The sequence below is a fragment of the Knoellia subterranea KCTC 19937 genome (assembly GCF_000768685.1).
In the GTDB taxonomy this organism is placed as follows: Bacteria; Actinomycetota; Actinomycetes; order Actinomycetales; family Dermatophilaceae; genus Knoellia; species Knoellia subterranea.
Genome location: NZ_AVPK01000010.1, coordinates 89,926 through 111,047, shown reverse-complemented (window position 1 = coordinate 111,047; position 21,122 = coordinate 89,926). Strand labels below are relative to the sequence as shown.

General features: G+C 70.6%; 16 protein-coding genes, 1 tRNA gene and 2 pseudogenes. 12 read left to right on the top strand and 7 right to left on the bottom strand.

The window, feature by feature from the left end:
- Positions 1 to 189 (top strand): hypothetical protein (locus tag N803_RS18755; RefSeq protein WP_035906811.1); only part of this gene is annotated, 189 nt, incomplete at its 5' end.
- On the opposite strand, the gene N803_RS15055 is transcribed toward N803_RS18755, so the two are convergent.
- Positions 158 to 589, bottom strand: a complete 432-nt coding sequence (locus N803_RS15055; protein WP_035906809.1) for a pyridoxamine 5'-phosphate oxidase family protein — start codon at positions 587 to 589, stop codon at positions 158 to 160. The two genes, N803_RS18755 and N803_RS15055, sit on opposite strands and share 32 nt — an antisense overlap.
- Before the next feature lie 133 nt (positions 590 to 722).
- Here N803_RS15055 and N803_RS15050 point away from each other — a divergent pair, with 133 nt between their 5' ends.
- The 7 genes and pseudogenes from N803_RS15050 to N803_RS18105 all read left to right on the top strand — a co-directional run.
- Positions 723 to 2,264 carry an AMP-binding protein gene (locus N803_RS15050; protein ID WP_035906807.1) on the top strand — a complete coding sequence of 514 codons (1,542 nt, stop codon included), beginning with the start codon at positions 723 to 725 and terminating at the stop codon, positions 2,262 to 2,264.
- 128 nt (positions 2,265 to 2,392) lie between these two features.
- Complete coding sequence (locus tag N803_RS15045) at positions 2,393 to 3,379, top strand: LLM class flavin-dependent oxidoreductase (protein WP_035906806.1); 987 nt, start codon at positions 2,393 to 2,395, stop codon at positions 3,377 to 3,379.
- Between the two features lie 39 nt (positions 3,380 to 3,418).
- A complete protein-coding gene (locus N803_RS15040) occupies positions 3,419 to 4,387 on the top strand; it encodes a DMT family transporter (RefSeq protein WP_035906805.1) in 969 nt (322 codons plus the stop codon).
- Positions 4,384 to 5,454 (top strand): annotated as a pseudogene (gene fgd, locus N803_RS15035) (glucose-6-phosphate dehydrogenase (coenzyme-F420)). The gene N803_RS15040 and the pseudogene fgd overlap by 4 nt, the downstream one beginning before the upstream one ends.
- A 669-nt stretch (positions 5,455 to 6,123) precedes the next feature.
- Positions 6,124 to 6,429, top strand: coding sequence for a type II toxin-antitoxin system RelE/ParE family toxin (locus tag N803_RS15025; protein ID WP_035906802.1), 306 nt, complete (start codon positions 6,124 to 6,126; stop codon positions 6,427 to 6,429).
- On the top strand, positions 6,426 to 6,722 hold the full coding sequence (locus tag N803_RS15020) for an addiction module antidote protein (RefSeq protein WP_035906801.1): 297 nt from the start codon (positions 6,426 to 6,428) through the stop codon (positions 6,720 to 6,722). The genes N803_RS15025 and N803_RS15020 overlap by 4 nt, the downstream gene beginning before the upstream one ends.
- 144 nt (positions 6,723 to 6,866) lie before the next feature.
- Positions 6,867 to 7,040 (top strand): annotated as a pseudogene (locus N803_RS18105) (transposase); the annotation flags it as partial.
- Positions 7,041 to 7,248: 208 nt separating this feature from the next.
- Here N803_RS18105 and N803_RS15015 read toward each other — a convergent pair.
- Positions 7,249 to 7,320: transfer RNA gene (locus N803_RS15015), tRNA-Arg, on the bottom strand.
- An 89-nt stretch (positions 7,321 to 7,409) separates the two neighbouring features.
- On the opposite strand from N803_RS15015, the gene N803_RS15010 reads away from it, so the two are divergent.
- Entirely contained in the window at positions 7,410 to 8,690 is a 1,281-nt protein-coding gene (locus tag N803_RS15010; protein ID WP_035906846.1) for an MFS transporter, read from the top strand.
- Between the two features lie 80 nt (positions 8,691 to 8,770).
- The gene (locus N803_RS15005) at positions 8,771 to 12,550 is read left to right on the top strand and encodes an AAA domain-containing protein (protein WP_035906799.1); all 3,780 of its coding nucleotides are present in this window, start codon (positions 8,771 to 8,773) and stop codon (positions 12,548 to 12,550) included.
- Positions 12,551 to 12,594: 44 nt separating this feature from the next.
- Here N803_RS15005 and N803_RS15000 read toward each other — a convergent pair whose 3' ends face one another.
- The 3 genes from N803_RS15000 to N803_RS17665 all read right to left on the bottom strand — a co-directional run bounded on the left by N803_RS15000 (position 12,595) and on the right by N803_RS17665 (position 14,223).
- Complete coding sequence (locus N803_RS15000; protein ID WP_035906796.1) at positions 12,595 to 12,882, bottom strand: hypothetical protein; 288 nt, start codon at positions 12,880 to 12,882, stop codon at positions 12,595 to 12,597.
- Between the two features lie 159 nt (positions 12,883 to 13,041).
- Entirely contained in the window at positions 13,042 to 13,410 is a 369-nt protein-coding gene (gene mscL, locus N803_RS14995) for a large conductance mechanosensitive channel protein MscL (protein ID WP_035906793.1), read from the bottom strand.
- Between the two features lie 129 nt (positions 13,411 to 13,539).
- Positions 13,540 to 14,223, bottom strand: a complete 684-nt coding sequence (locus N803_RS17665; RefSeq protein ID WP_169743106.1) for an SAF domain-containing protein — start codon at positions 14,221 to 14,223, stop codon at positions 13,540 to 13,542.
- 170 nt (positions 14,224 to 14,393) lie between these two features.
- Here N803_RS17665 and N803_RS14985 point away from each other — a divergent pair, with 170 nt between their 5' ends.
- Positions 14,394 to 16,151, top strand: a complete 1,758-nt coding sequence (locus N803_RS14985; RefSeq protein ID WP_035906843.1) for a DEAD/DEAH box helicase — start codon at positions 14,394 to 14,396, stop codon at positions 16,149 to 16,151.
- Between the two features lie 18 nt (positions 16,152 to 16,169).
- Here N803_RS14985 and N803_RS18100 read toward each other — a convergent pair whose 3' ends face one another.
- Positions 16,170 to 16,472 carry an FmdB family zinc ribbon protein gene (locus tag N803_RS18100; protein WP_084764587.1) on the bottom strand — a complete coding sequence of 101 codons (303 nt, stop codon included), beginning with the start codon at positions 16,470 to 16,472 and terminating at the stop codon, positions 16,170 to 16,172.
- 328 nt (positions 16,473 to 16,800) lie between these two features.
- Entirely contained in the window at positions 16,801 to 18,378 is a 1,578-nt protein-coding gene (locus N803_RS14980; RefSeq protein WP_035906790.1) for a potassium/proton antiporter, read from the bottom strand.
- A 47-nt stretch (positions 18,379 to 18,425) separates the two neighbouring features.
- Here N803_RS14980 and N803_RS14975 point away from each other — a divergent pair, with 47 nt between their 5' ends.
- Positions 18,426 to 21,098, top strand: coding sequence for a penicillin acylase family protein (locus N803_RS14975; protein WP_052112345.1), 2,673 nt, complete (start codon positions 18,426 to 18,428; stop codon positions 21,096 to 21,098).
- Positions 21,099 to 21,122 lie beyond the last annotated feature (24 nt).

Sequence of the window (21,122 nt, the reverse complement as noted above, 5' to 3'; positions counted from 1 at the left end):
CTGCCCGAGGCCCCTGCCGGCGCGCGGCACGACGTCGACACGCTCGCCGACCTGGAGGCCGCACGGCGGCTCGGGGTGGGGGTGCGGACCGCCGCGGTGCTCGAGACTGCCGAGCCCGCGGTGGCGGCCGGGGTGACGGACCCGGGGGAGGGGGCGCTCAGGCCTCCTCGCTGGCAGCCCACCCCGTGACGCCGACGATGCGGCACACCAGCACCCGGTGGAACGGCTTGTCGGCGTACTGCGGCACGGTGTGCGCCAGGCGGTCGGCGAGGGCGTCGATGACGTGCCGGGGCGGGTCGGGCACGTGCTCCAGCTGCGCCCGGGCCCACCACAGCCGCGACCAGTCCTCGGTCTCCCACCACTCGACGAGCAGCGAGCCGCGCGGGTCGGCGGCGAGGTTGTCCTCGCGCTGCAGCCGGGATGCCCGCTTGGGCTTCACCGTGTCGATGGGCACCCCGACGTAGTCGTCGTCGCTCACGGCGAACACGACGGGCTGGGGGTCGGGGCCGCGCTCGGGGTGCAGCGTGCACAGCACCCCGTGCACCTGGCCGGCCAGGCGTCGGCGGGCCTCGTCGGCGGACAGCCTCATTGGGGCCCTCCCTAACGGGGTCGGCAGGGGTGGCCGACCGTGGACCCGTCACGCTACGACGGCTTTCTCACCGTCGGATCAACGCGGGCGGGAGCGCCTTGACGTCGAGGTCGAGGGCGGAGAGGTTGGCCGCATGAACCTGGCGACCTGGGTCGAGCGCAACGGACGGCGACGGCGTGACGCGCCCGCCCTGGCGGTGGGGGACGAGGTGCACGCCACGTGGGCGCAGTTCGCCGAGCGTGTCGCCGCCGCGGCGACCGGCCTGCGCGACCGCGGCCTGGCCCCCGGCGACCGCGTCGCAATCCTCATGCGCAACCGGCCCGAGTACCTCGAGGCACAGTTCGCCGCCTGGCACGCGGGGCTGGTCGCGGTGCCGGTGAACGCGCGGCTGCACCGTGAGGAGATCGCCTACGTTCTGGGCCACAGCGGCACGAGCCTCGTGCTCACCGACGAGGAGCACCTCGACGACGTCGGCCCGCTGGAGGAGAGCGTGGAGTCGGTGCGGTCGGTGCTGGTCGTCCCGGGTCCGGGGTGGGACGCGCTCCTCGGCGCAGACGCAATGCCCCTGGTGGACCGTGCCGCGGACGACCCGGCCTGGCTCTTCTACACGAGCGGCACCACCGGACGCCCGAAGGGGGCGACCCTCACCCACGGCAACCTGCTCATGGCCTCGCTCAGCTACTACGCCGACATCGGGCCGGTCGCGGAGGAGGACTGCGTGCTGCACGCGGCGCCGCTCTCGCACGGTTCCGGCCTCTACGGCCTGCCCCACGTCGCCAAGGGAGCGGCGAGCGTGTTCCCGGCATCCGGCGCCCTCGACGGCCCGGAGCTGCTCACTCTGCTCGCGCGCTGGCGCGGCATGTCGTTCTTCGCCGCGCCGATCATGGTCACGCGGCTCGCCGGCGACCCGGCCCTCGCCGGTGCCGACCTCTCGGGGCTGAAGACGATCATCTACGGCGGCGCCCCCATGTATCTCGCCGACCTCGAGCAGGCGCTGGAGACGTTCGGCCCGCGCCTGGCCCAGATCTACGGGCAGGGCGAGACGCCGATGACGATCACCGGCCTGTCGATGGCCGACCACGCCGACCGGGACCACCCCAGATGGCGCGCACGGATGCAGGGCGTGGGGTTCCCCCGCACCGACGTCGAGGTGCGGGTCGTCGACCTGGACGACGGCGAGCTCCCCCCCGGGGAGGCCGGCGAGGTCGTCGTGCGCGGGCGGGTGGTCATGGCGGGCTACTGGGACCAGCCGGAGGAGACCGCCGAGACGATGCGCGGTGGCTGGCTGCACACCGGCGACGTCGGCAGCTTCGACGACGACGGGTTCCTCACCCTCCACGACCGCTCGAAGGACCTCATCATCAGCGGCGGGATGAACATCTACCCCCGCGAGGTGGAGGAGGCTCTGATGACGCACCCGGGTGTGCGCTCGGTCGCCGTCGTCGGCCGGTACGACCCGGAGTGGGGCGAGGCGGTGGTGGCGTTCGTGGTGCCCGACGACCCGGCCCCCACCGCCGCCGACCTCGACCGCACCTGCCTCGACCGCATCGCTAGGTACAAGCGCCCCAAGGAGTACCACTTCGTCGAGGCGCTGCCCACGAACAACTACGGCAAGGTGCTCAAGCGCGAGCTGCGGCAACGCTTCACGGACGGGCCGCCCCCGCAGCAGCGTTGAGCAAACCATGATGACGGCGCCCCTTGTCGCGGCCCTCGCCCCCTGTGTTGTCTACCTCACAAGGGCCTGACGGAAACGCAGTACCACCCCACCGGCCCGGCCACGACCGCCCCGAGGAGATGTGACCGATGAAGCTCGCCCTCTACCTGCCCACCTTCCGCAACCACGTCACGGTCCAGGAGCTCGCGGACCTCACCGACCTCGCGGAGGAGCTCGACTTCGACTCCGTGTGGACCCTCGACCGGGTCGTCGTCCCCGAGGCGTCCGACCGCGGCGAGCTGCAGAACTCCTTCGGCATGATGAAGGAGTTCCCGACGCAGCTGCCGGTCGAGTCGCGGGGCAAGTGGTTCCAGGGATGGCCCCTGCTGCCCTGGCTCGCCGCCCGCACCGAGAAGGTGCGCATCGGCATGAGCATCACCAACACTCCGTTCCGCGGCCCCGGGGTGTTCGCCGCGGAGTGCGCTACCATCGACCAGCTCTCGAACGGCCGCCTCAACGTCGGCATCGGGTCGGGGTGGATGCCGGAGGAGTTCGCCGCCGCGAGCGCCGCCGACAAGTTCCCCCGCCGGCACGCCCACGTGCGCGAGACCATCGAGATCTGCAAGGGCATCTGGACCAACGACCTCTTCGAGTACCACGGGGAGTTCGCCGACTTCGAGCCCTGCGGCTTCGGGCACAAGCCGGTCCAGTCGCCGCACCCGCCCATCTACTTCAGCGGCCTGCGCGACCCCAAGCGCTCCGCCAACCGCGTGGCGAAGTACGGACTCGCCGGCTGGATCGGCATCCAGGACACTCCCCGCGAGTTAACCGAGTGGCGCACCGCCATCGCCCGGGAGCTGGAGGCGCTCGGCAAGTCCATCGACGACCTCGACATGTGCAGCATGATCTGGTTCACCATCACCGACACCGAGGTCGACCAGAGCGACAACGGCAAGGTCTCGAACATCCTCGTGGGCACGGCCGACCAGATCACCGACATGCTCAAGCGGTACAAGGAGGCCGGTCTCACGATGCCGCTGCTGTGGCCGCCGTTCGCCGACGTGCCGGTCTCCAAGACGCTCGACGACCTCAAGCGGCTCAAGGAGGAGATCATGCCGAAGGTCGACGCCTCCTGACCCACCTCCTGACCCGCGCGACGCCGAGGAGCCCGACGCATGAGCACGACCACGACCACCTCCGGACGCGGAGACCGCACCTGGCTCGTCGCGGTCGCGGCGTCCCTGTGGGGCATCTCGTCGCTGTGGCGGGGCCCGTTGGCCAAGGAGTACCCGTCCCTGACGATCGTGTTCTGGGAGCACCTGGTGCTCACCGTGCTCACGCTGTGGTGGCTGGTGCCCGCGGTGCCCCGGGTGGTGCGGGCCTCGACCCGCACGAAGGTGAGCGTGCTCGTCATCGGCGTCGGCTCCTCGGCCCTGGCCACCGTCATGTTCACCGCGGCCTTCCGCCTCGGTGACCCGGTGACCCCGCAGGTGCTGCAGAAGCTGCAGCCGCTCATCGCGATCGCCCTGGCGGCGCTGCTCCTCGGCGAGCGGCTGCGACGCAGCTACCTGTGGTTCGTCGTGCCGGCGATGGTCGGGGCCTGGCTGCTGGCCTTCGCCGACCCGCTGGGCGTCACGGTCTCGAGCGCCCAGGCGGCGCTGCTCGCGATCGGTGCCGCGGCGCTGTGGGCGGCCGGCACGGTGCTCGGCCGGGCCGCGAGCGCCGAGCTGACGTTCTCCGACCTCACGGCGCTGCGGTTCGCCCTGGGCTTCGTGGCCCTGTCGGTGACCGCGATGGTGACGGGCACCTCCCTCGCGGTCGGCGGCGACGCCGTCGTGAACATCGTCCTGCTGGCGCTGTTCCCCGGGCTGCTCGCCTTGGTCCTGTACTACCGGGCTCTCGGCCACACCCCGGCATCGCGCGCCACCCTCGCCGAGCTCGCCTTCCCGCTGTCCGCGGTGGTGGTCGGGGTGGCTGCGCTCGGCGCCCGGCCGACCGCCTCGCAGTGGGTCGGGTTCGTCATGGTGCTCGCCTCCGTGGTCGGACTGGCGCTGCACGAACAGCGCAGCCGCAGGCCCTCGGTGGCCGTGCCCGACGACGCCCGCGAGGCGCTCGGTGCCCACGCGGGTGCCACCACGCCATGACGAAGCCGGACGGTCCGCGGGTCGGGTACAAGGCGTCGGCGGAGCAGTTCGCGCCCGGGGAACTCGCGTCCTAGGCGGTGCTCGCGGAGGAGCTCGGGCTGGACTCGGTCACCATCTCGGACCACTTCCAGCCCTGGCGGCTCGAGGGTGGGCACGCCCCCAACTCGCTGGCGTGGATGTCGTGGGTGCTGGCGCGCACCGAGCGGGTGCTCGTGGGCACCTCGGTGATGACGCCGACCTTCCGCTACAACCCGGCGGTCGTGGCGCAGACCTTCGCGACGATGGCGTGCCTCGCGCCGGGTCGGGTGATGCTCGGGGTCGGCACGGGCGAGGCGCTGAACGAGGTGGCGGTCGGGTCGGTCGGCGAGGGCCAGTGGCCGGAGTTCAAGGAGCGGTTCGGGCGGCTGCGCGAGGCGGTGCGGCTGATGCGTGAGCTGTGGACGCAGGACCGGGTGACCTTCGAGGGCGAGTTCTACCGCACCGAGGACGCCGCGGTCTACGACCGGCCGGACGAGCCGGTGCCGGTGTACGTGGCGGCGGGCGGCCCCGTGGTGGCGCGCTATGCCGGGCGGGTGGCCGACGGGTTCATCTGCACGTCGGGCAAGGGGCGCGAGCTCTACGCCGACCAGTTGGTCCCCGCGGTGGACGAGGGGCTCGACAAGGCGGGCCGCGCGCACGACGACATCGACCGGATGATCGAGGTCAAGGTGTCGTGGGACCCCGATCCCGAGCGGGCGCTGGAGAACACCCGGTTCTGGGCGCCGCTGTCGCTGACGGCCGAGCAGAAGCACTCGATCCACAGCCCCGCCGAGATGGAGCGGGCGGCCGACGAGCTGCCGATCGAGCAGGTGGCCGGGCGCTGGGTGGTGGCCTCCGACCCGCAGGACATCGTCGACGCCCTGAAGGAGTACACCGACCTCGGGTTCGACCACCTGGTCGTGCACGGGCCGGGCCACGACCAGGAACGCTTCCTCTCCACCTTCGCCGACCAGGTGCTCCCCGGCCTGCGCGAGCTAGTCCCTGCCACCCGCGGGCCCGGCGTCGTCGCCGCCCGCCAAGGAGTCTGAGAAACCTGTAGGCGGCTGCCAGGCTCGGGGCGGCAAACCTCAGGCGTGCGGTGACGACACGGCCAACACGCCCCGAAACCATGGCCTGTTCAATCCTCAGTTCAGGCTGCCCACTCGAGTCCGAGAAGCGGGGGGCACCACCAGCTGCCCGGCGACATGGGACCAAGCTGTTCAGCCCCCGGGCGAGATCGCGTTCTGGACCAGCGACACCGGCGTGGACGATGAGAACCCGTCGAGCTCGACGAGTTGGATCGCATTCTCATCGATCCCCTTCCTCCGTACGTCTGGTGCCAGGACGTGGCCGACTTCGCGGACGGCATCAGTGACAGGGCCGCCGGCGAGGGCCCTGCACCGCGCTCTGCAGGGCAAGGGCGCGTTCCGCGTTTCAAGCACGAGCTTTACCAGCGCCATCCCGACCTGATCTCCCCGTGGCACGGCTTCAGGATGCCCGGGCGCACGCCCGAGCCGTGAGCTGGCTTGCTGAGGAGGGGCTGATCGACGACAGCGCTGTCCAGGAGTTCGAGCGAGCGCACCCAGAACCCGAGCTGCCGTAACGACATGAAGGCTGCCCGGCTGCGCCCTCGGTCGCCGGTCGACCTGCGTCGTCCACGTCGGCGTGGATGACGGGCGCGTGTTGCTGCCGCCATAGGTGTCAACTACAGTAAACACATGGCCGAGGTCATCCGATCCGGAACCTTCGACCGATGGCTCAGAAAACTGAAGGACCCCCGCGCCCGGGCGCGGGTACTGGTCCGGATCAACCGACTTGCGGCCGGCAACCCCGGAGACGTCAAACCCGTCGGCCGCGGCGTCCCCGAACGGCGGATCAGCTACGGCCCCGGCTACCGCATCTACTACCTCCAGGATGGCGACCGGGTCATCCTGCTGCTCACCGGCGGTGACAAGTCCAGCCAGGACGCCGACATCCGAGCCGCGCACCAGATCGCCGACGAGTGGAGAGGAAGCCGACCATGAGCAACGAGACGTTCGCCCCCTTCGACAGCGCCGACTACCTGAACAGCTTCGAGGACGTCACCGCCTACCTCGAGGCCGTCCTCGACGACGCCGACGACGACCCCAGCGTCATCGCCGCCGCCCTCGGCGCGATCGCCCGATCCCGCAACTTCAGCCAGATCGCTCGCGAGGCGGGGATGAGTCGCGAAGGCCTGTACAAGGCCCTCTCCGCGGACGGCAACCCCTCTCTGGCTACGGTCCTGAAAGTCGCCCACGCACTCGGGCTACGGCTGCACTTCGAAGCCACCGCCTGACGCCGCCACGGCCACACTCGAGGCCAGGACTAGGGCCTGTTACGAAAGTGGCTGGTGAGGTTTGAGCGTGTCGCCTGGGCATGGGTGCGGCCCCCGGAGTAACGCAGGTGGTGTCAATGCACATCCGCTCTCCGGGAGGCCTCGATGGCCACGATAGACGCCACCACTCGCCATGACCTGACCGACGCTCAATGGGCTCTGCTCGAACCCCTGCTTCCCGCAGCTTCAGGTCGGGGACGACCCCGTCGATGGCCAGTTCGAGGGCTGGTCGACGGGGTCCGACACCGCACTCGGGTCGGGTGCCCTTGGCGTGATATCCCGGACCGGTACCGCCGGACGCTCCCGAACCCACTTCGGCTGTTGCGGCCAGCCACAGGCGACCTCCTCAGAGTCGGCCGTGCCCCGTCGGCCGTGCCATATACGTGCCTTAAGCGTGCCAAAAAAGGGGCAATCCGTGTCCACTTCTGGCAACCGGCGCGGGGGACCGAAGGACGAAAACCTGCTGGTCACAGCGGGTTTTCGTGCGTGCCCCCGGCAGGATTCGAACCTGCGACACCTTCTTTAGGAGAGAAGTGCTCTTCCCCTGAGCTACGAGGGCGGGAAGGGCCCGGAGGCCGCAGGCCAGCCTAGAGGACAGCGCCACGGGCACCCGAATCCGTGTCGGGTGCGGACGGCATACTCACTTCGGTGACGGCATCCAACCCCAGCCCTACGGCGACGCAACCGGACCCGATCCAGAAGCGCACCGTCGCGACCCTGTCGATGTCGCAGATCCTCGGCGGGGTCTCGCTCGCGAGTGGCGTGGCCGTGGGCGCGCTGCTGGCCGAGGAGGTCTCCGGGTCGCCGACCTATGCCGGGCTCGGGTCGACGTTCCAGGTGATCGGTTCGGCCCTCATCGCCATCCCGCTCGCGCGAGTCAGCGCCGCGCGAGGACGCCGTCCGGGGCTGGCGCTCGGTTATGCCCTGTCCTTCATCGGCGCGCTGGGCCTCATCGTCTCCGGGATCGTCGGCAGCTTCGCCCTCCTCCTCGCCGCGAGCCTCCTCTTCGGTGGGTCGACTGCGTCGAACAATCAGGCCCGGTATGCCGCGGCCGACCTCGCGGAGCCCGCTCACCGTGGGCGGGACCTCAGTCTCGTCGTGTGGGCGACGACGATCGGGAGTGTCCTCGGCCCCAACCTCGTCGGTCCGAGCCAGCCCGTGTCGGAGTGGCTCGGCATCCCACGGCTCACCGGGCCGTTCGTGTTCTCGCTGGTCGGGCTGACGCTGGCCATTGCCGTGCTCCTGACGAGGCTCCGGCCCGATCCGCTGCTCGAGGCGCGGCGCCGACTCGCGGCGGCGGATCCCACGGCGTCGAGCCAGACGCACGGCTCCATCGGCCGAGGACTGCGCGTCATCGCCTCCCGACCGCAGGCGCTTCTGGGCGTCCTCACCCTCGCGCTGGGGCACGTGACGATGGTGAGCGTCATGGTCATGACCCCGCTGCACATGCGGCACGGCCACGCCGACCTCACCGTCATCGGCTTCGTCATCAGCATGCACATCCTCGGCATGTTCGCGTTCTCGCCGCTGACCGGCATGGCCGTCGACCGGCTGGGTGGTCGGACGGTCGCCTTCGTCGGTGCCGGCATCCTCGCGACAGCCACCCTGCTCGCCTCAACCGCCCCACAGGGCCACTCCACACGGCTGCTCATCGCCCTGTTCCTCCTTGGTCTCGGGTGGTCGTGCACGCTCGTGTCGGGCTCGACGCTCCTCACCGCAGCCGTGCCGACCGTCGAGCGCCCGGGTGCTCAGGGCGCCAGCGACCTCGTGATGGGACTCGCCGCGGGCGGGGGAGGCGCGCTCGCCGGAGTGGTCGTCGACGTGGCCAGCTTCCACGCCCTGGCACTCGGTGCCCTCGGGATCGCCGCCCTGATCGCCGTGTCCGCCCTCGTGCTGCGCGGATCCGGGGCCGCGGACCCGCCCGCCTGAATCGGCGACCCACGCGGGTCCGGTGGGACGCACCGTGTGCAGCACCCGGCATACCGGCTCGTCATTGTTAGCCTGCTGCGGTGAGTGACAACGGACCGCAGCCAGACGTGGACACGCGGGCCGAGCGAGTCCGTCACGCCGTCTCGGCGTGGACCAAGCACCTCGTCGATCTCGGCGGACGCAACACGCTGCTGTGGTACCGCGACCTGCCGACGGGCACGCTCGACCTGACCACGGCCCACCCCGGCGGGGTGTCGATGCTGCTCGCGGGTCGCCCGACCCGCCTGTCCGACCTCGTGCGCGAGCCCGTGGCCTTCGACGAGGCCCGGCGCAGGGCCCGCAGCATCGCCGGCAAGGCACGTGAGCTGCGCGAGGAGCGGGGCATCGACACCGGCTTCGTCGCCGTGGGCATGGCGACGTGGAGCCTGGGGCGGGGCGCGGCCAAGGCCGCTCGCCAGCCGACCGCCCCGATCCTGCTCCGCAGTTGCACGTTGCGGCCCACGACCCCGCAACACGACGACTACGAGCTGGATCTCGGCGACGAGATCGAGTTCAACCCGGTCCTCGAGCACTACCTGACCTCCGAGCAGGGCCTCGACATCGACTCCGACCGGCTCGAGGCGCTGACCCAGACGCCCGGGGGCTTCGACCCCTATCCGGCATTCTCCGCGTTGCAGGAAGCGTGCTCGAATGTCCCCGACTTCGAGGTCGCCCCTCGGATCGTGCTGGGGACCTTCTCCTACGCCAAGTTGCCGATGGTCGCCGACCTCGCCGCCCAGGGCGACGCCCTGGCCGACCACGACGTCATCGCCGCGATGGCCGGTGACCCGACGGCGCTGCGCTCGGTCCGGCACGAGCTGCCGCCCCGCCCGACGGACCACGTCCCCGACCCCGCCCACGGAATGCTCGTCCTCGACGCCGACTCCTCCCAGGAGGAGGCCATCGAGGCCGCGCGCACGGGCGCGCACCTCGTCATCCACGGACCTCCCGGCACCGGCAAGTCCCAGACCATCGCCAACCTCGTCGCGAACCTCGCCGCCGACGGCAAGCGCGTGCTCTTCGTCGCGGAGAAGCGCGCCGCCATCGACGCTGTCGTCGGGCGGCTGGACCGCGTGGGGCTCGGCGACCTGGTCCTCGACCTCCACGACGGCGCTCGCGGTCGCCGCCGGATTGCGACCGAACTGGCCGAGGCGCTCCCCGGCCGCACCAAGCGGCCCGCGGACCCGCCGAGTCGTGAGGTGGACCGGCTGCGCTCCTCTGCCTCGGTGCTGCGTGAGCACCTCGCCGCCATGCACGAACCCCGGCACCCCTGGGGTGTCTCGGTCCACGACGTTCAGGAAGCCATCAGTGGACTGGGCGTGGGTGAACGTCCGCCTCGTTCGCACGTGAGGATCCGCGGCGACGCACTCCAGTCGCTGCCCCGGGACCGCTATGAGGTGCTCACCCGCGAACTCACCCGCATCGCTTCGCTCGGGGCCTGGCGGACCGACCACGAGGACGACCCGTGGTTCGGTGCCACGGTTCGCACCCCCGACGAGGCAATGCGTGCCCGCGAGCTCGTCGAGCGCTGGTCCGGTGACGCCATCGACGGTGTCGGATCGACCCTCGAAGAGGTCTTCGCCGGCCTCCAACTCCCCGCCTCGCGCACAGTCCGCGACTGGGGCCGCATCCTCGACACGTTGGCCCGGGTCCGCGACACGCTGGAGACCTTCCGGCCCGAGATCTTCGACGTGCCCCTGGGTGACTTCGTCGCGGCGACCGGCACCGCGGCATACCGGTCCTCCGTCGGTGCCGACCTCGGATGGTGGGAACGGCGGAGCCTGCGCAAGCAGGTCCGTCGCTACGTCCGACCGGGGCACCCGCCGGCCGACCTGCACGCGGCTCTGCTCCGGGCCAGCGAGCAACGCACCGCCTGGCGCCAGATGGCCGGTGCGGGTGGGCGGCCCGAAATGCCCGCCGACCTCGATCGCGCAGTGTCGGCGCACGCCTCGCTCGTCGAGGACCTCACCTGGCTCGATGAACGCGTGCCGGCGACGGAGCCGTCGGGGTCGCTGCTCGACGTGCCGCGAGACGAACTGTCCGCGCGACTCGCTGTGCTCGCCGGTGCGCCCGAGCGGCTCGCGGTGGTCCCGTCGGTCATCGGGCCCGTCGAGTCGCTGCGCGAAGCCGGTCTCGGCACGCTGCTCGACGACCTGTCCGGACGCGGGGTGAGCGCGGACGACGTCCCGGCAGAGGCGGACTTCGTGTGGTGGAGCTCCGTGCTCGACGACATCGCCCTGCGCGACCCGCGCGTGGGGGCTCACGATGGTGACGACCTCCGACGCTCCGTGGGCGAGTTCGCCGAGGCGGACCGAGAAGTGTTGCAGCAGAACGCAACTCGCGTGCGGTCTGCGATCCGCGCGAACGTGGATCGGGTCCTCGCCGAGGCGCCCGAGCAGGAGAGCCTCATCCGGGCAGAGGGGGCCAAGTCGCGCCGCCACCGTCCCCTGCGCGACCTGCTGCCCGTGGCGTCCGACCTGCTCACGGCGGTCCGTCCGTGCTGGGTCATGAGCCCACTGGTCGTGGCATCGGTGCTGCCGCCGGGGGTGTGGTTCGACGTCGTCGTCTTCGACGAGGCCTCCCAGATTCCCCCCGCCGAAGCGGTGTCCGCGATCTCGCGCGCTCGCCAGGTCGTCCTCGCCGGTGACGCGCGGCAGCTGCCTCCGACGTCGTTCTTCACCACGGTCACCGACGTCGGTGACGCGACCCCCGACGACGCCCTCACCGAGGGTGTCGAATCCATCCTCGACGTCATGGCCGCAACGCTGCCGAGCCGTCGCCTCACCTGGCACTACCGGTCGCAGGACGAACGCCTCATCGACTTCGCCAACCAGCACGTCTATGACGGGTCGCTCGTCACCTTCCCCGGCACCACCTCGAACTCGGTCCTGCGGCATGAGTTGGTCGAGGGGGCTGGTGTCGTCGCCGACGGTGCCGGCAGCGTCGAAACGACGCAGGCCGAGGTGGACCGCGTCGTCGAACTCGTCCTCGAACACGCACGCACGCGCCCCGGCGAAAGCCTCGGAGTCATCGCCCTCGGGCTGGCGCACACGCAACGCCTCGATGACGCGCTGCGCCGGGCCCTCGTGGGACTCGACCCCAAGGTGTCGGCCTTCTTCACCGAGGACGTCCACGAGCGCTTCTTCATCAAGAACCTCGAACGCGTCCAGGGTGACGAGCGCGACGCGATCATCCTCTCCATCGGCTACGGCAAGACGCCGCACGGGCGTGTCCTGCACCACTTCGGGCCGCTCAACCAAGAGGGTGGCGAGCGCCGCCTCAACGTCGCCATCACCCGCGCCAAGAAGCGCATGACGGTGGTGTCGTCCATCAGCGCAGATGAACTCGATCCGCAGCGGCTCAAGGCGCGCGGTGCCCAGATGCTGCGCGAGTTCCTGTCCCACGCCGCGTCGGCAACCGATCACGACCGTGACGGTGACCGTGCCCGGGCGGCTGCGCCAGCGAGTGCGTCATCCGGAGAGGCGTCCGGTGCGGAGCCGCGATCCGTCGTGATGGCCGAGTTCGCCCGCCGACTGCGCGCGGGCGGGCTGGTCGTGCACGAGCGCTACGGCGCCTCGGCCGACCCGATCGACCTCGCCGTCGAGGACCCGCACCGCCCCGGTCGCCTTGCCGTCGCGGTCGAGTCCGACGGACCGCAGTATGCCGGGATGTCCAGTCCTCGCGACCGGGACCGTTTGCGCGCCGAGCACCTCACCCGACTGGGCTGGAAGCACCTGCGGGTCTGGACTCGAGATGCCTTCCGTGACCCCGCGCGGGACGTCGCGCGGATCAAGGACCTCGCGGAGCGTGGGGGACAGTGACCCGGCGGTCGCGGCGCGCGTCGAGCACGCCGCAGCGAGTGGGCTCAGACGAAGGTCTGGTCACGAGTCGGCCGGCTCTCCCAGTCGAGGAGACAGGCGGCCAGGACCTCAGTGGCGTGGCCGCGCCCGGAGGCGAGGCTGCGGGTGAGACCGCCGGTGGGGACGAAGCGGGGGCCTGGGTCGAACCGGAAGACGCTGCCGAGACTGCTGCCAGGGCTCGACGCCGACGCGGGCGAGTCGACCAGACCCGCGACGACACGGATGAGGGTTGGGGCGACCGAGCCGACGACGATGCCTCGGCGCGCTGGCTGCGCGAGAACCGCCCGCCGCACTGGTCCTGAATCGTTCCGCGACCCCGACGGCACGCCCTGGAGGCAGCCGGACGGGGAAACCGGCGCGAAGTCTGGGGGACGCGACACGGGGCGGGAATCACCGTGGTGGTGACTCCCGCCCCGTGGACGGTGATCAGTTGATCAGGGAGTGAATCCCGATCAGAGACCCGGGCGAGCGCGGAGGCTGTCGCGGATCTCCTTGAGGAGCTCGGTGTTCGGGTCGACCGCGTCCTCGGCCGGCTCGTCCGGGAAGAAGCGCGCCTTGGCAGCCGTGTAGGGCTTGACCACGAAGAAGTAGATGACCGCGGCGAGGATGAGGAAGGAGATGAGGACGGTGAGGAAGGCGCCGATGGAGAGGCCGCCAGGCGTCCAGTTGGAGAAGTCGGGCGTCCCACCGATCTTGCCCACGATCTCCATGATGATCTTGACCATCGCCTCGACGACCTTGCCGAAGGCCGTAGCGATGACGACCGCCACTGCCAGGTCGACCACGTTGCCCTTCAGCACGAAGTCCTTGAAGCCATTCATGGTTTCTGTCCTTTCTGTCGGAAACATGTGCCCGACGTGCAAATCGCCGAAGCGCGACTACCGTACAAGTTGTCCGATGGTGATTCGCCGCTCAGCGTCGGGGCAGTTGCCACCCGAGACCGACCGTGGTTAGCGCGTGACCACCGCGAGCACCGTGGGAGGGCCGCCTTCTGGGCGCTGACCTGCGAAGATGCGCTCTGCCTCGGCCTGATTCAGCGCCACCACGAGGCCCCGCGCGAGGGTTTCCCCGCCCGGCAACGATCCGGTGAACGTTGCCCGTTCGGGCGTGTCCACGGCCAGCACGAGGACATCCTGGGCCAACGCCGGGCCGCCGGTGTCTGCGAAGAGCGTGATCCGTCGACCGGCGGACACGAGGTCGAGTACCCCCGGATCGGCTACCGTCACGTGCGCGGCGACCGTGCCCCGGGGGAGACCGTCGGCCACGGTCCGGGGCACCAGCCGGCTCGGCGTCATGACCTCGCCGACCTCCAGGCGGCCCGCCACCTGGCGGCCGACGACAGCGTCGGGCCGGGCCAGGGCCCCGACGAGCGGCACGGACTCGCTGAGGCGCACCACGCGGACGTCGCTGGGTGCGATCAGCGATCCGGCCGGCACCGCCCGCGCCGCCACCACGACGGGTCGGGTCGGCGCCGCCGGAGGTCGCACCACGCCCACGAGCACCGCGACCCCGGCGACCGCGCAGAGCGCTGCCGCCATCCGACGCAGCGCCCACCGACGCCACCGCGCGCGACGTGAGGGGCCGAGCACGGCGGGGCGACGAGGCAGGGGGAGGGCAAATCGTGGGCGTGGCATGCCAACGACGCTAGGTCGACCAGCCCGGCCCCCGACAGGGCGCGGAGCCCGATTGTGGACAACGACGGCGAGGCGGGCCGCCTGTGGAAGCCGGGCACCCGGCATACCGGCTTCTCCACTCACGGGAGCGGCGCTCGCCGAAGTGGGCCGGCGACGACTACGGTCAGAACGTGAGTGAGAACAGCACGCCGCCCGAGGCGCAGTCCGAGCCCCCGCAGGTCACCTTTGCCGACCTCGGTCTCGACGACCGGGTGGTCAGGGCCCTCCAGGACGTCGGCTACGAAACTCCGTCGCCCATCCAGGCCGCGACCATCCCCGCACTGCTCGAGGGACGGCACGTCGTCGGTCTCGCGCAGACGGGCACGGGCAAGACGGCGGCGTTCGCGCTCCCCATCCTCAGCCGCCTGGACCTCAAGCAGAAGACACCCCAGGCGCTGATCCTCGCCCCGACGCGTGAGCTCGCGCTCCAGGTCTGCGAGGCCTTCGAGAAGTACGCATCGCGGATGCCCGGCGTGCACGTGCTCCCGGTCTATGGCGGGCAGGGCTACGGCGTCCAGCTCAGCGCCCTGCGTCGTGGCGTCCACATCGTCGTCGGCACGCCCGGACGCATCATGGACCACCTCGACAAAGGCACCCTCGACCTGTCCGAGCTGCGTTTCCTCGTGCTCGACGAGGCCGACGAGATGCTCAAGATGGGCTTCGCCGAGGACGTCGAGACGATCCTCGCGGACACCCCGGACGAGAAGCACGTGGCGCTGTTCTCCGCGACGATGCCGAGCCAGATCCGGCGGATCTCGCAGAAGTACCTCACCGACGCCCTCGAGATCACCGTCGAGCGCAAGACGACCACGTCGCCGAACATCAGCCAGCGCTACCTCTTCGTGTCCTACCCCCAGAAGATCGATGCACTGACCCGCATCCTCGAGGTGGAGAACTTCGAGGGGATGATCATCTTCGTCCGGACCAAGCACGAGACCGAGACGGTCGCCGAGAAGCTCCGGGCGCGCGGGTTCTCCGCCGCAGCGATCAACGGTGATGTCGCGCAGGCGCAGCGCGAGCGCACGGTCACCCAGCTCAAGTCGGGCAAGCTCGACATCCTCGTCGCCACCGACGTCGCCGCCCGCGGTCTCGACGTCGAACGGATCAGCCACGTCGTCAACTACGACATCCCCACGGACACCGAGTCCTACGTCCACCGCATCGGCCGCACCGGCCGCGCCGGTCGCACGGGTGACGCGATCTCGTTCGTCACGCCGCGCGAGCGCTACCTGCTCAAGGCCATCGAGAAGGCCACACGCACGACCCTCACCGAGATGCCGCTCCCGAGCGTCGAGGACATCAACGCCACGCGCCTGACCCGCTTCGACGACCGCATCACCGCGGCCCTCTCCTCGAGCGACCTCGACGCCTTCCGCGACGTCATCGGCCACTACGTGCGCGAGCACAACGTGCCCGAGTCAGATGTCGCCGCGGCGCTCGCGATCGTCCTCCAGGGCGACGAGCCGATGCTGCTCGACCCTGAGCCGGTGCGCCCGCCGCGGCGCGATCGTGACGACGATCGGGGGGCGCGCGGCGACCGGTTCGAGCGGAGCGATCGCGGTGACCGTGGCGACCGCGGACCCAAGCGTGGACCGGGCGGTCCGATGACGACCTATCGCATCGCCGTGGGGCGGCGCCAGCACGTCGAGCCGCGCCAGATCGTCGGTGCCCTGGCCAACGAGGGCGGGCTGGGCCGTCAGGACTTCGGCCGGATCGACATCCGCGCGGACCACTCGCTCGTGGAACTCCCCGCAACCCTGCCTGCGGGGACGTGGGAGAAGTTGCGCGACACCCGCATCTCGGGTCAGCTCATCGAGCTGCGTGAGGACCGCGGCCGGCCGGGTCGACCCGACCGCAAGCCGCACCGCAAGGGGCAACGGCCCCGCTGAGGACGTAGAGGGGAGGCGTCAGGCCGAGGCGGCGGCTGTGCTGGAGTTCGAGGACGAGCTGGTGCTCGACGTGCTGCTCGAACCCGAGTCGGACGAACTCGGCGAGCTCGACGAGGAGGCCGCAGGGGTGCTGCTGCTCGACGCCGAACGCGAGTCGGTGCGATAGAAGCCGCCGCCCTTGAAGACGACGCCGACGGAGTTGAAGACCTTGCGCAGGGTGCCGTCGCACTCCGGGCAGACGGACAGCGAGTCGTCGCTGAAGGACTGCACGACCTCAAAAGTGTGGTCGCAGTCGCGACACGCGTAGGCGTACGTGGGCACGGGTTTTCCTCCTGGCACTGCGGGTGAGCGTTTCCAAGGATACGGAACGTCAGGGAATGCTCCGGTATGCCGTCCGCTCGCCGATCGCGGCCGGCATACCTTCCGCGGTCCGGGCCCTGACGCACCCGGGCCTCCGGACATGCAGTGTCCTGGGCGCCCGTACCTCCGGACATGCAGTGGCCGGCCGATCACCGGCCCGGGCCGCAGGACCGTGCTGGAATCGCGCTGCGGTGGGGGCCATTGCATGTCCGGAGGTACATGGTCGTACGGCACTGCAGGTCGGGAGGAACCCCGCCCGCCGCGGAAGGCGGGCCGGCGACGCGTCGGGTCAGGGGGCCCAGCCGGCCAAGCGACCGCCACGGCTCACGGCATACAGGCGCTTCTCCACGGCGGCACGCGCGGCGGCGGGGGTCACGATGAGGAGCTGGTCGCCGCGCCGGAGCGGCGTGGTCTCCTTCGGGACGAGGGAGTGGCCCTCGCGCACGACGAGGGCGACGTTGGCACCCGGGGGGAGGCGGAGTTCATAGACCTGGACGCCGGCGATGCGGGACGTCGGACCGACGCGGACCTCGATGAGGTGGGCACCGATGTCGTCGAAGGCGGTGGCCTCGAGGGTGAGGTCGACGGAGTGGTGGGCCTGGTCGAGGCCGAGTCGGTGCGCGACCCACGGCAGGGTCGGCGCCTGGACGATCGTGAAGATGATGACGAGGACGAAGACGAGGTTGAAGATCCACTCGACACCCGGTGTCCCCTGGATCAGCGGCACGGTCGCGAGCACGACGGGGACGGCGCCGCGCAACCCCGCCCACGACAGGAAGGCCTGGGTCCGCCAGTCGAGACCGAAGGGGGTCGTGGACACGATGACGGACAGCGGCCGCGCGATGAGGAGCAGGACGAGGCCGAGCACGAGCGCGGGGAGGACCTGCGACGGGAAGCCGGCCGGGTCGGCGAGCAGGCCGAGCAGGACGAACAGCCCGATCTGCGCGACCCACCCGAGGGCAGTCGCGAAGCCGAGCATCGAGGCGCGGTGGGGGAGGCCCATGTTGCCGAGGACGAGTGAGGCGAGATAGCAGGCGATGAACCCTGAGGCGTGCACGACGTCGGCGGCGGCGTAGGCAAGCACCGAGATCGTGACCACGCCGATGGCGAAGAGGGCGGAGGACCCGCCGGCGACCCACGCCATGAGACGACCTCCGAGCCACCCGACGGCGAGGCCCACGATGGATCCCACGACGAGTTCCACGACGACGGTGACGCCGATCGAGGTCCATGACGTGTCGGCGACGGTGGCCGTTTGGACGGACAGGGCGGTCACGAGGAGCACGACCGGCGCGTCGTTGAAGCCGGACTCGGCCTCGAGCATGCCGCTGATCCGTCGGGGCAGCGGGACCTTGCGCAGCACGGCGAAGACGGCGGCCGCATCGGTGGAAGCGAGGATCGCGCCGATGAGAAGCGCGATGTTCCAGGGCATGTCGAGCACGAACCGCGCGGCGACGGCGACGACCCCGATGGACACGACGACACCGACGGTGGCCAGGGCCGCCGCGGGTGCGAGGGCGCCCTTGATCGACTCCCACTTCGTCGTGACGCCACCCTCGGTGAGGATGAGGACGAGTGCGGCGTAGCCGAGGACCCGGGTGAGCTCCTCGTCGGAGAAGTCGATGCCGAACCCGCGATTGCCGAGCGCGAGGCCGATGCCGAGATAGAGCAGGAGCGAGGGCAATCCCGATCGGGTCGACAGGCGCACGGCGGCGATCGACGTGATGAGGACCGCGGCGCCGACGAGCAGGGCCACCGAGAGGGCGTGGAGGTCCCCGGCCTCCTCGACCGCAGTGAAGCCCGCGGCGAGGGCTGGGATCCCGGGCGCGCCACTGAGTGCGGTGTGCACACTCAGCGCATCGACCACGGCCCGTCCTCGTTCGTCGCCTCCTCTTGCTGTCCTAGTCTCGCAGGGTGACCTCCCACCGTGTTGCCCGCCGGGTGGCGTGGAGCGTCCTCGGCGTCATCGTCGTGGCCGCTCTCGTCCTGTCGATCGTCGGCGTCTCGCTCGTGCGGCGCTCGTTCCCGCAGACCGAGGGGCAGGTCAGGGTTCCCGGGCTGAGCGGCAAGGTCGACGTCCTGCGTGACGAGCGCGGCGTGCCGCAGATCTATGGCGACAGCGTCACCGACATCGCCAAGGCGCAGGGTTTCGTCCACGCCCAGGACCGATTCTTCGAGATGGACCTGCGTCGTCACATCACGTCCGGCCGGCTGTCCGAACTCGTCGGTGAGGCGGGTCTGGAGACGGACAAGGTCATCCGCACGATGGGGTGGCGCCGGGTCGCCGAGGCGGAGCTGCCGACGCTGGCGCCGTCGACGCGCACCTATCTCCAGGCCTATGCGGACGGGGTCAACGCCTACCTGCGCGGCCGCTCGCCGTCGCAGGCCTCGCTCGAATATGCCGTGCTCGGCATGCAGGTCGACGACTACCGGATCGAGGACTGGACGCCGGCCGACTCCATCGCGTGGCTCAAGGCGATGGCCTGGGACCTGCGCGGTGACTACTCCGACGAGCTCGCCCGCGCCCGTCTCTCGACCCGGATCAGCCCGGCGCAGATCGCCGAGCTCTATCCGCCGTACGACGACGCGAACCAGCCGATCCTGTCGGCCACGGATTGGAGCCCGGCGACGGCCATGGGTCAGCGGTCGTCCGCCATTCCGCCGTCCCTGGCCGAGGGCACGTCGACGGTGACGCCGCCCTCGTCCTCCGGTCCGGTGCCGCCGCGCGACGTGGCGTCCCCCTCGGCGCAGAGCGCGTATGCCGCCGTGGGCCGAGCGCTCGATGCCGTCCCTGCGCTGCTGGGCCGGGGCGACGGCATCGGCTCGAACTCGTGGGTCGTCGGGCCCGAGAAGTCCGCCACCGGGAAGCCACTGCTCGCCAACGACCCGCACCTCGCCCCCGGACAGCCGGGCATCTGGTACCAAGTGGGCCTGCACTGCCGGGAGCGCTCCGAGGCCTGCCCGCTCGACGTGGCCGGGTTCTCCTTCTCGGGCGTCCCGGGCGTCGTCATCGGGCACAACGACCGCATTGCGTGGGGTTTCACCAACCTCGGGCCGGACGTCAGTGACTTCTTCCTCGAGAAGCTCGAGGGTGAGCGGGCGCTGCGCAACGGGACGTGGGAACCCCTAGACACCCGGCGTGAGGTCATCAAGGTCGCCGGCAGGGCGGACGAGGCGATCACCGTCCGGTCGACGCGACACGGCCCGCTCCTGTCCGACGTGCTGGACACGCTCGACGACGCGGGCGAGCGCTCACCGGTGCCCGAGTCCCAGGGAACCTCGGGTCCCGGTCAGGACTACGCGGTGTCGATGGCGTGGACGGGTCTGCAGCCGAGCAAGACGGCGGACGCGATCTTCCAGATGAACATCGCCCAGGACTTCGCGCAGTTCCGCGAGGCGGCCCGATCCTTCGCCGTCCCGGCGCAGAACCTCGTCTATGCCGACGTCGACGGCCACATCGGCTACCAGGCGCCGGGCCAGGTGCCGGTCCGCACCTCCGCGTTCCCGGGTGCACCTCCCGGCTACTGGCCCGCGCCCGGCTGGGACGAGGCCTATGACTGGAAGGGTTACGTGCCGTTCGAGGCCATGCCCTCGACGCTCGACCCTGCCGAGGGCTTCATCGTTGCGGCCAACCAGGCGGTGACGGCGAGCAGCACTCCCTTCCTCACGACCGAGTGGGACTACGGCTACCGGGCGCAACGCATCCGTGAACTCATCGAGCAGGACACCCGGGACGGCGGCAAGGTGTCGGTCCAGGACATGGCCGACATGCAGGTGGACACGCGCAACCAGGTCGCTCCCACCCTGGTCAAGGCGTTGCTCAGTGTCCCGCTGCGCGGCCCGGACGACTCGGACCAGGAGGTGGCCTTCACGCGTGAGGCGCAGGACCTCCTCCGCGACTGGGACTACACGACCCCCTCCGACGATTCGCCGGCCGGAGCTGCGGCCGCCTACTACAACGCCGTGTGGTCCAACCTCATGCAACTTCTCTTCAACGACGAGGTGCCCGAGGACCTCCGGTCCAACGGGGGCAGCCGCTACTGGGCCGCGGTCACCCGTCTCATCGAGAACCCCAAGAGTGCGTGGTGGGACAACCGGCAGACGGCGGGAATCACCGAGGGCCGCGACGAGATCCTCCGCCAGGCACAGGTCGAGGCCCGCCTCGAACTCACCAAGCGCCTCGGCAAGGACCCCGACGACTGGCGCTGGGGAACCCTGCACACGTTGGAGCTCGAGCACCAGGTCCTCGGTGGGGAATCGGTGCCGGGTGTCGTGCGGGCCATCTTCAACCGCGGCGGCTACCGGATGGGTGGTGGCTCGTCCATCGTCAACGCGAACGGCTGGGACGCGAGCGAGGGTTACGCGACGAACTGGGCGCCGTCGATGCGGATGGTTGTCGACCTCGGTGACCTCGATCGTTCGACGTGGATCAACCAGACGGGTGCGAGTGGGCACGCCTTCAACGGCCACTACGACGACCAGACCGAAGACTGGGTCAAGGGTCGCCAGCACCCATGGCCCTTTACGGAGGACGCTGTGCGTCAGGCCGCCGAGGACGAACTCACGCTCGTGCCCGAGACGAACTGACCGATCGGCTCGCGCGGGGTCGCG

What these genes read in the sequence shown, in the direction of transcription:
- N803_RS15055 (WP_035906809.1), bottom strand. Translation starts at nt 589, where the DNA reads ATGAGGCTGTCCGCCGACGAGGCCCGCCGACGCCTGGCCGGCCAGGTG.
- N803_RS15050 (WP_035906807.1), top strand. Translation starts at nt 723, where the DNA reads ATGAACCTGGCGACCTGGGTCGAGCGCAACGGACGGCGACGGCGTGAC.
- N803_RS15045 (WP_035906806.1), top strand. Translation starts at nt 2,393, where the DNA reads ATGAAGCTCGCCCTCTACCTGCCCACCTTCCGCAACCACGTCACGGTC.
- N803_RS15040 (WP_035906805.1), top strand. Translation starts at nt 3,419, where the DNA reads ATGAGCACGACCACGACCACCTCCGGACGCGGAGACCGCACCTGGCTC.
- N803_RS15025 (WP_035906802.1), top strand. Translation starts at nt 6,124, where the DNA reads ATGGCCGAGGTCATCCGATCCGGAACCTTCGACCGATGGCTCAGAAAA.
- N803_RS15020 (WP_035906801.1), top strand. Translation starts at nt 6,426, where the DNA reads ATGAGCAACGAGACGTTCGCCCCCTTCGACAGCGCCGACTACCTGAAC.
- mscL (WP_035906793.1), bottom strand. Translation starts at nt 13,410, where the DNA reads ATGAATGGCTTCAAGGACTTCGTGCTGAAGGGCAACGTGGTCGACCTG.
- N803_RS17665 (WP_169743106.1), bottom strand. Translation starts at nt 14,223, where the DNA reads ATGCCACGCCCACGATTTGCCCTCCCCCTGCCTCGTCGCCCCGCCGTG.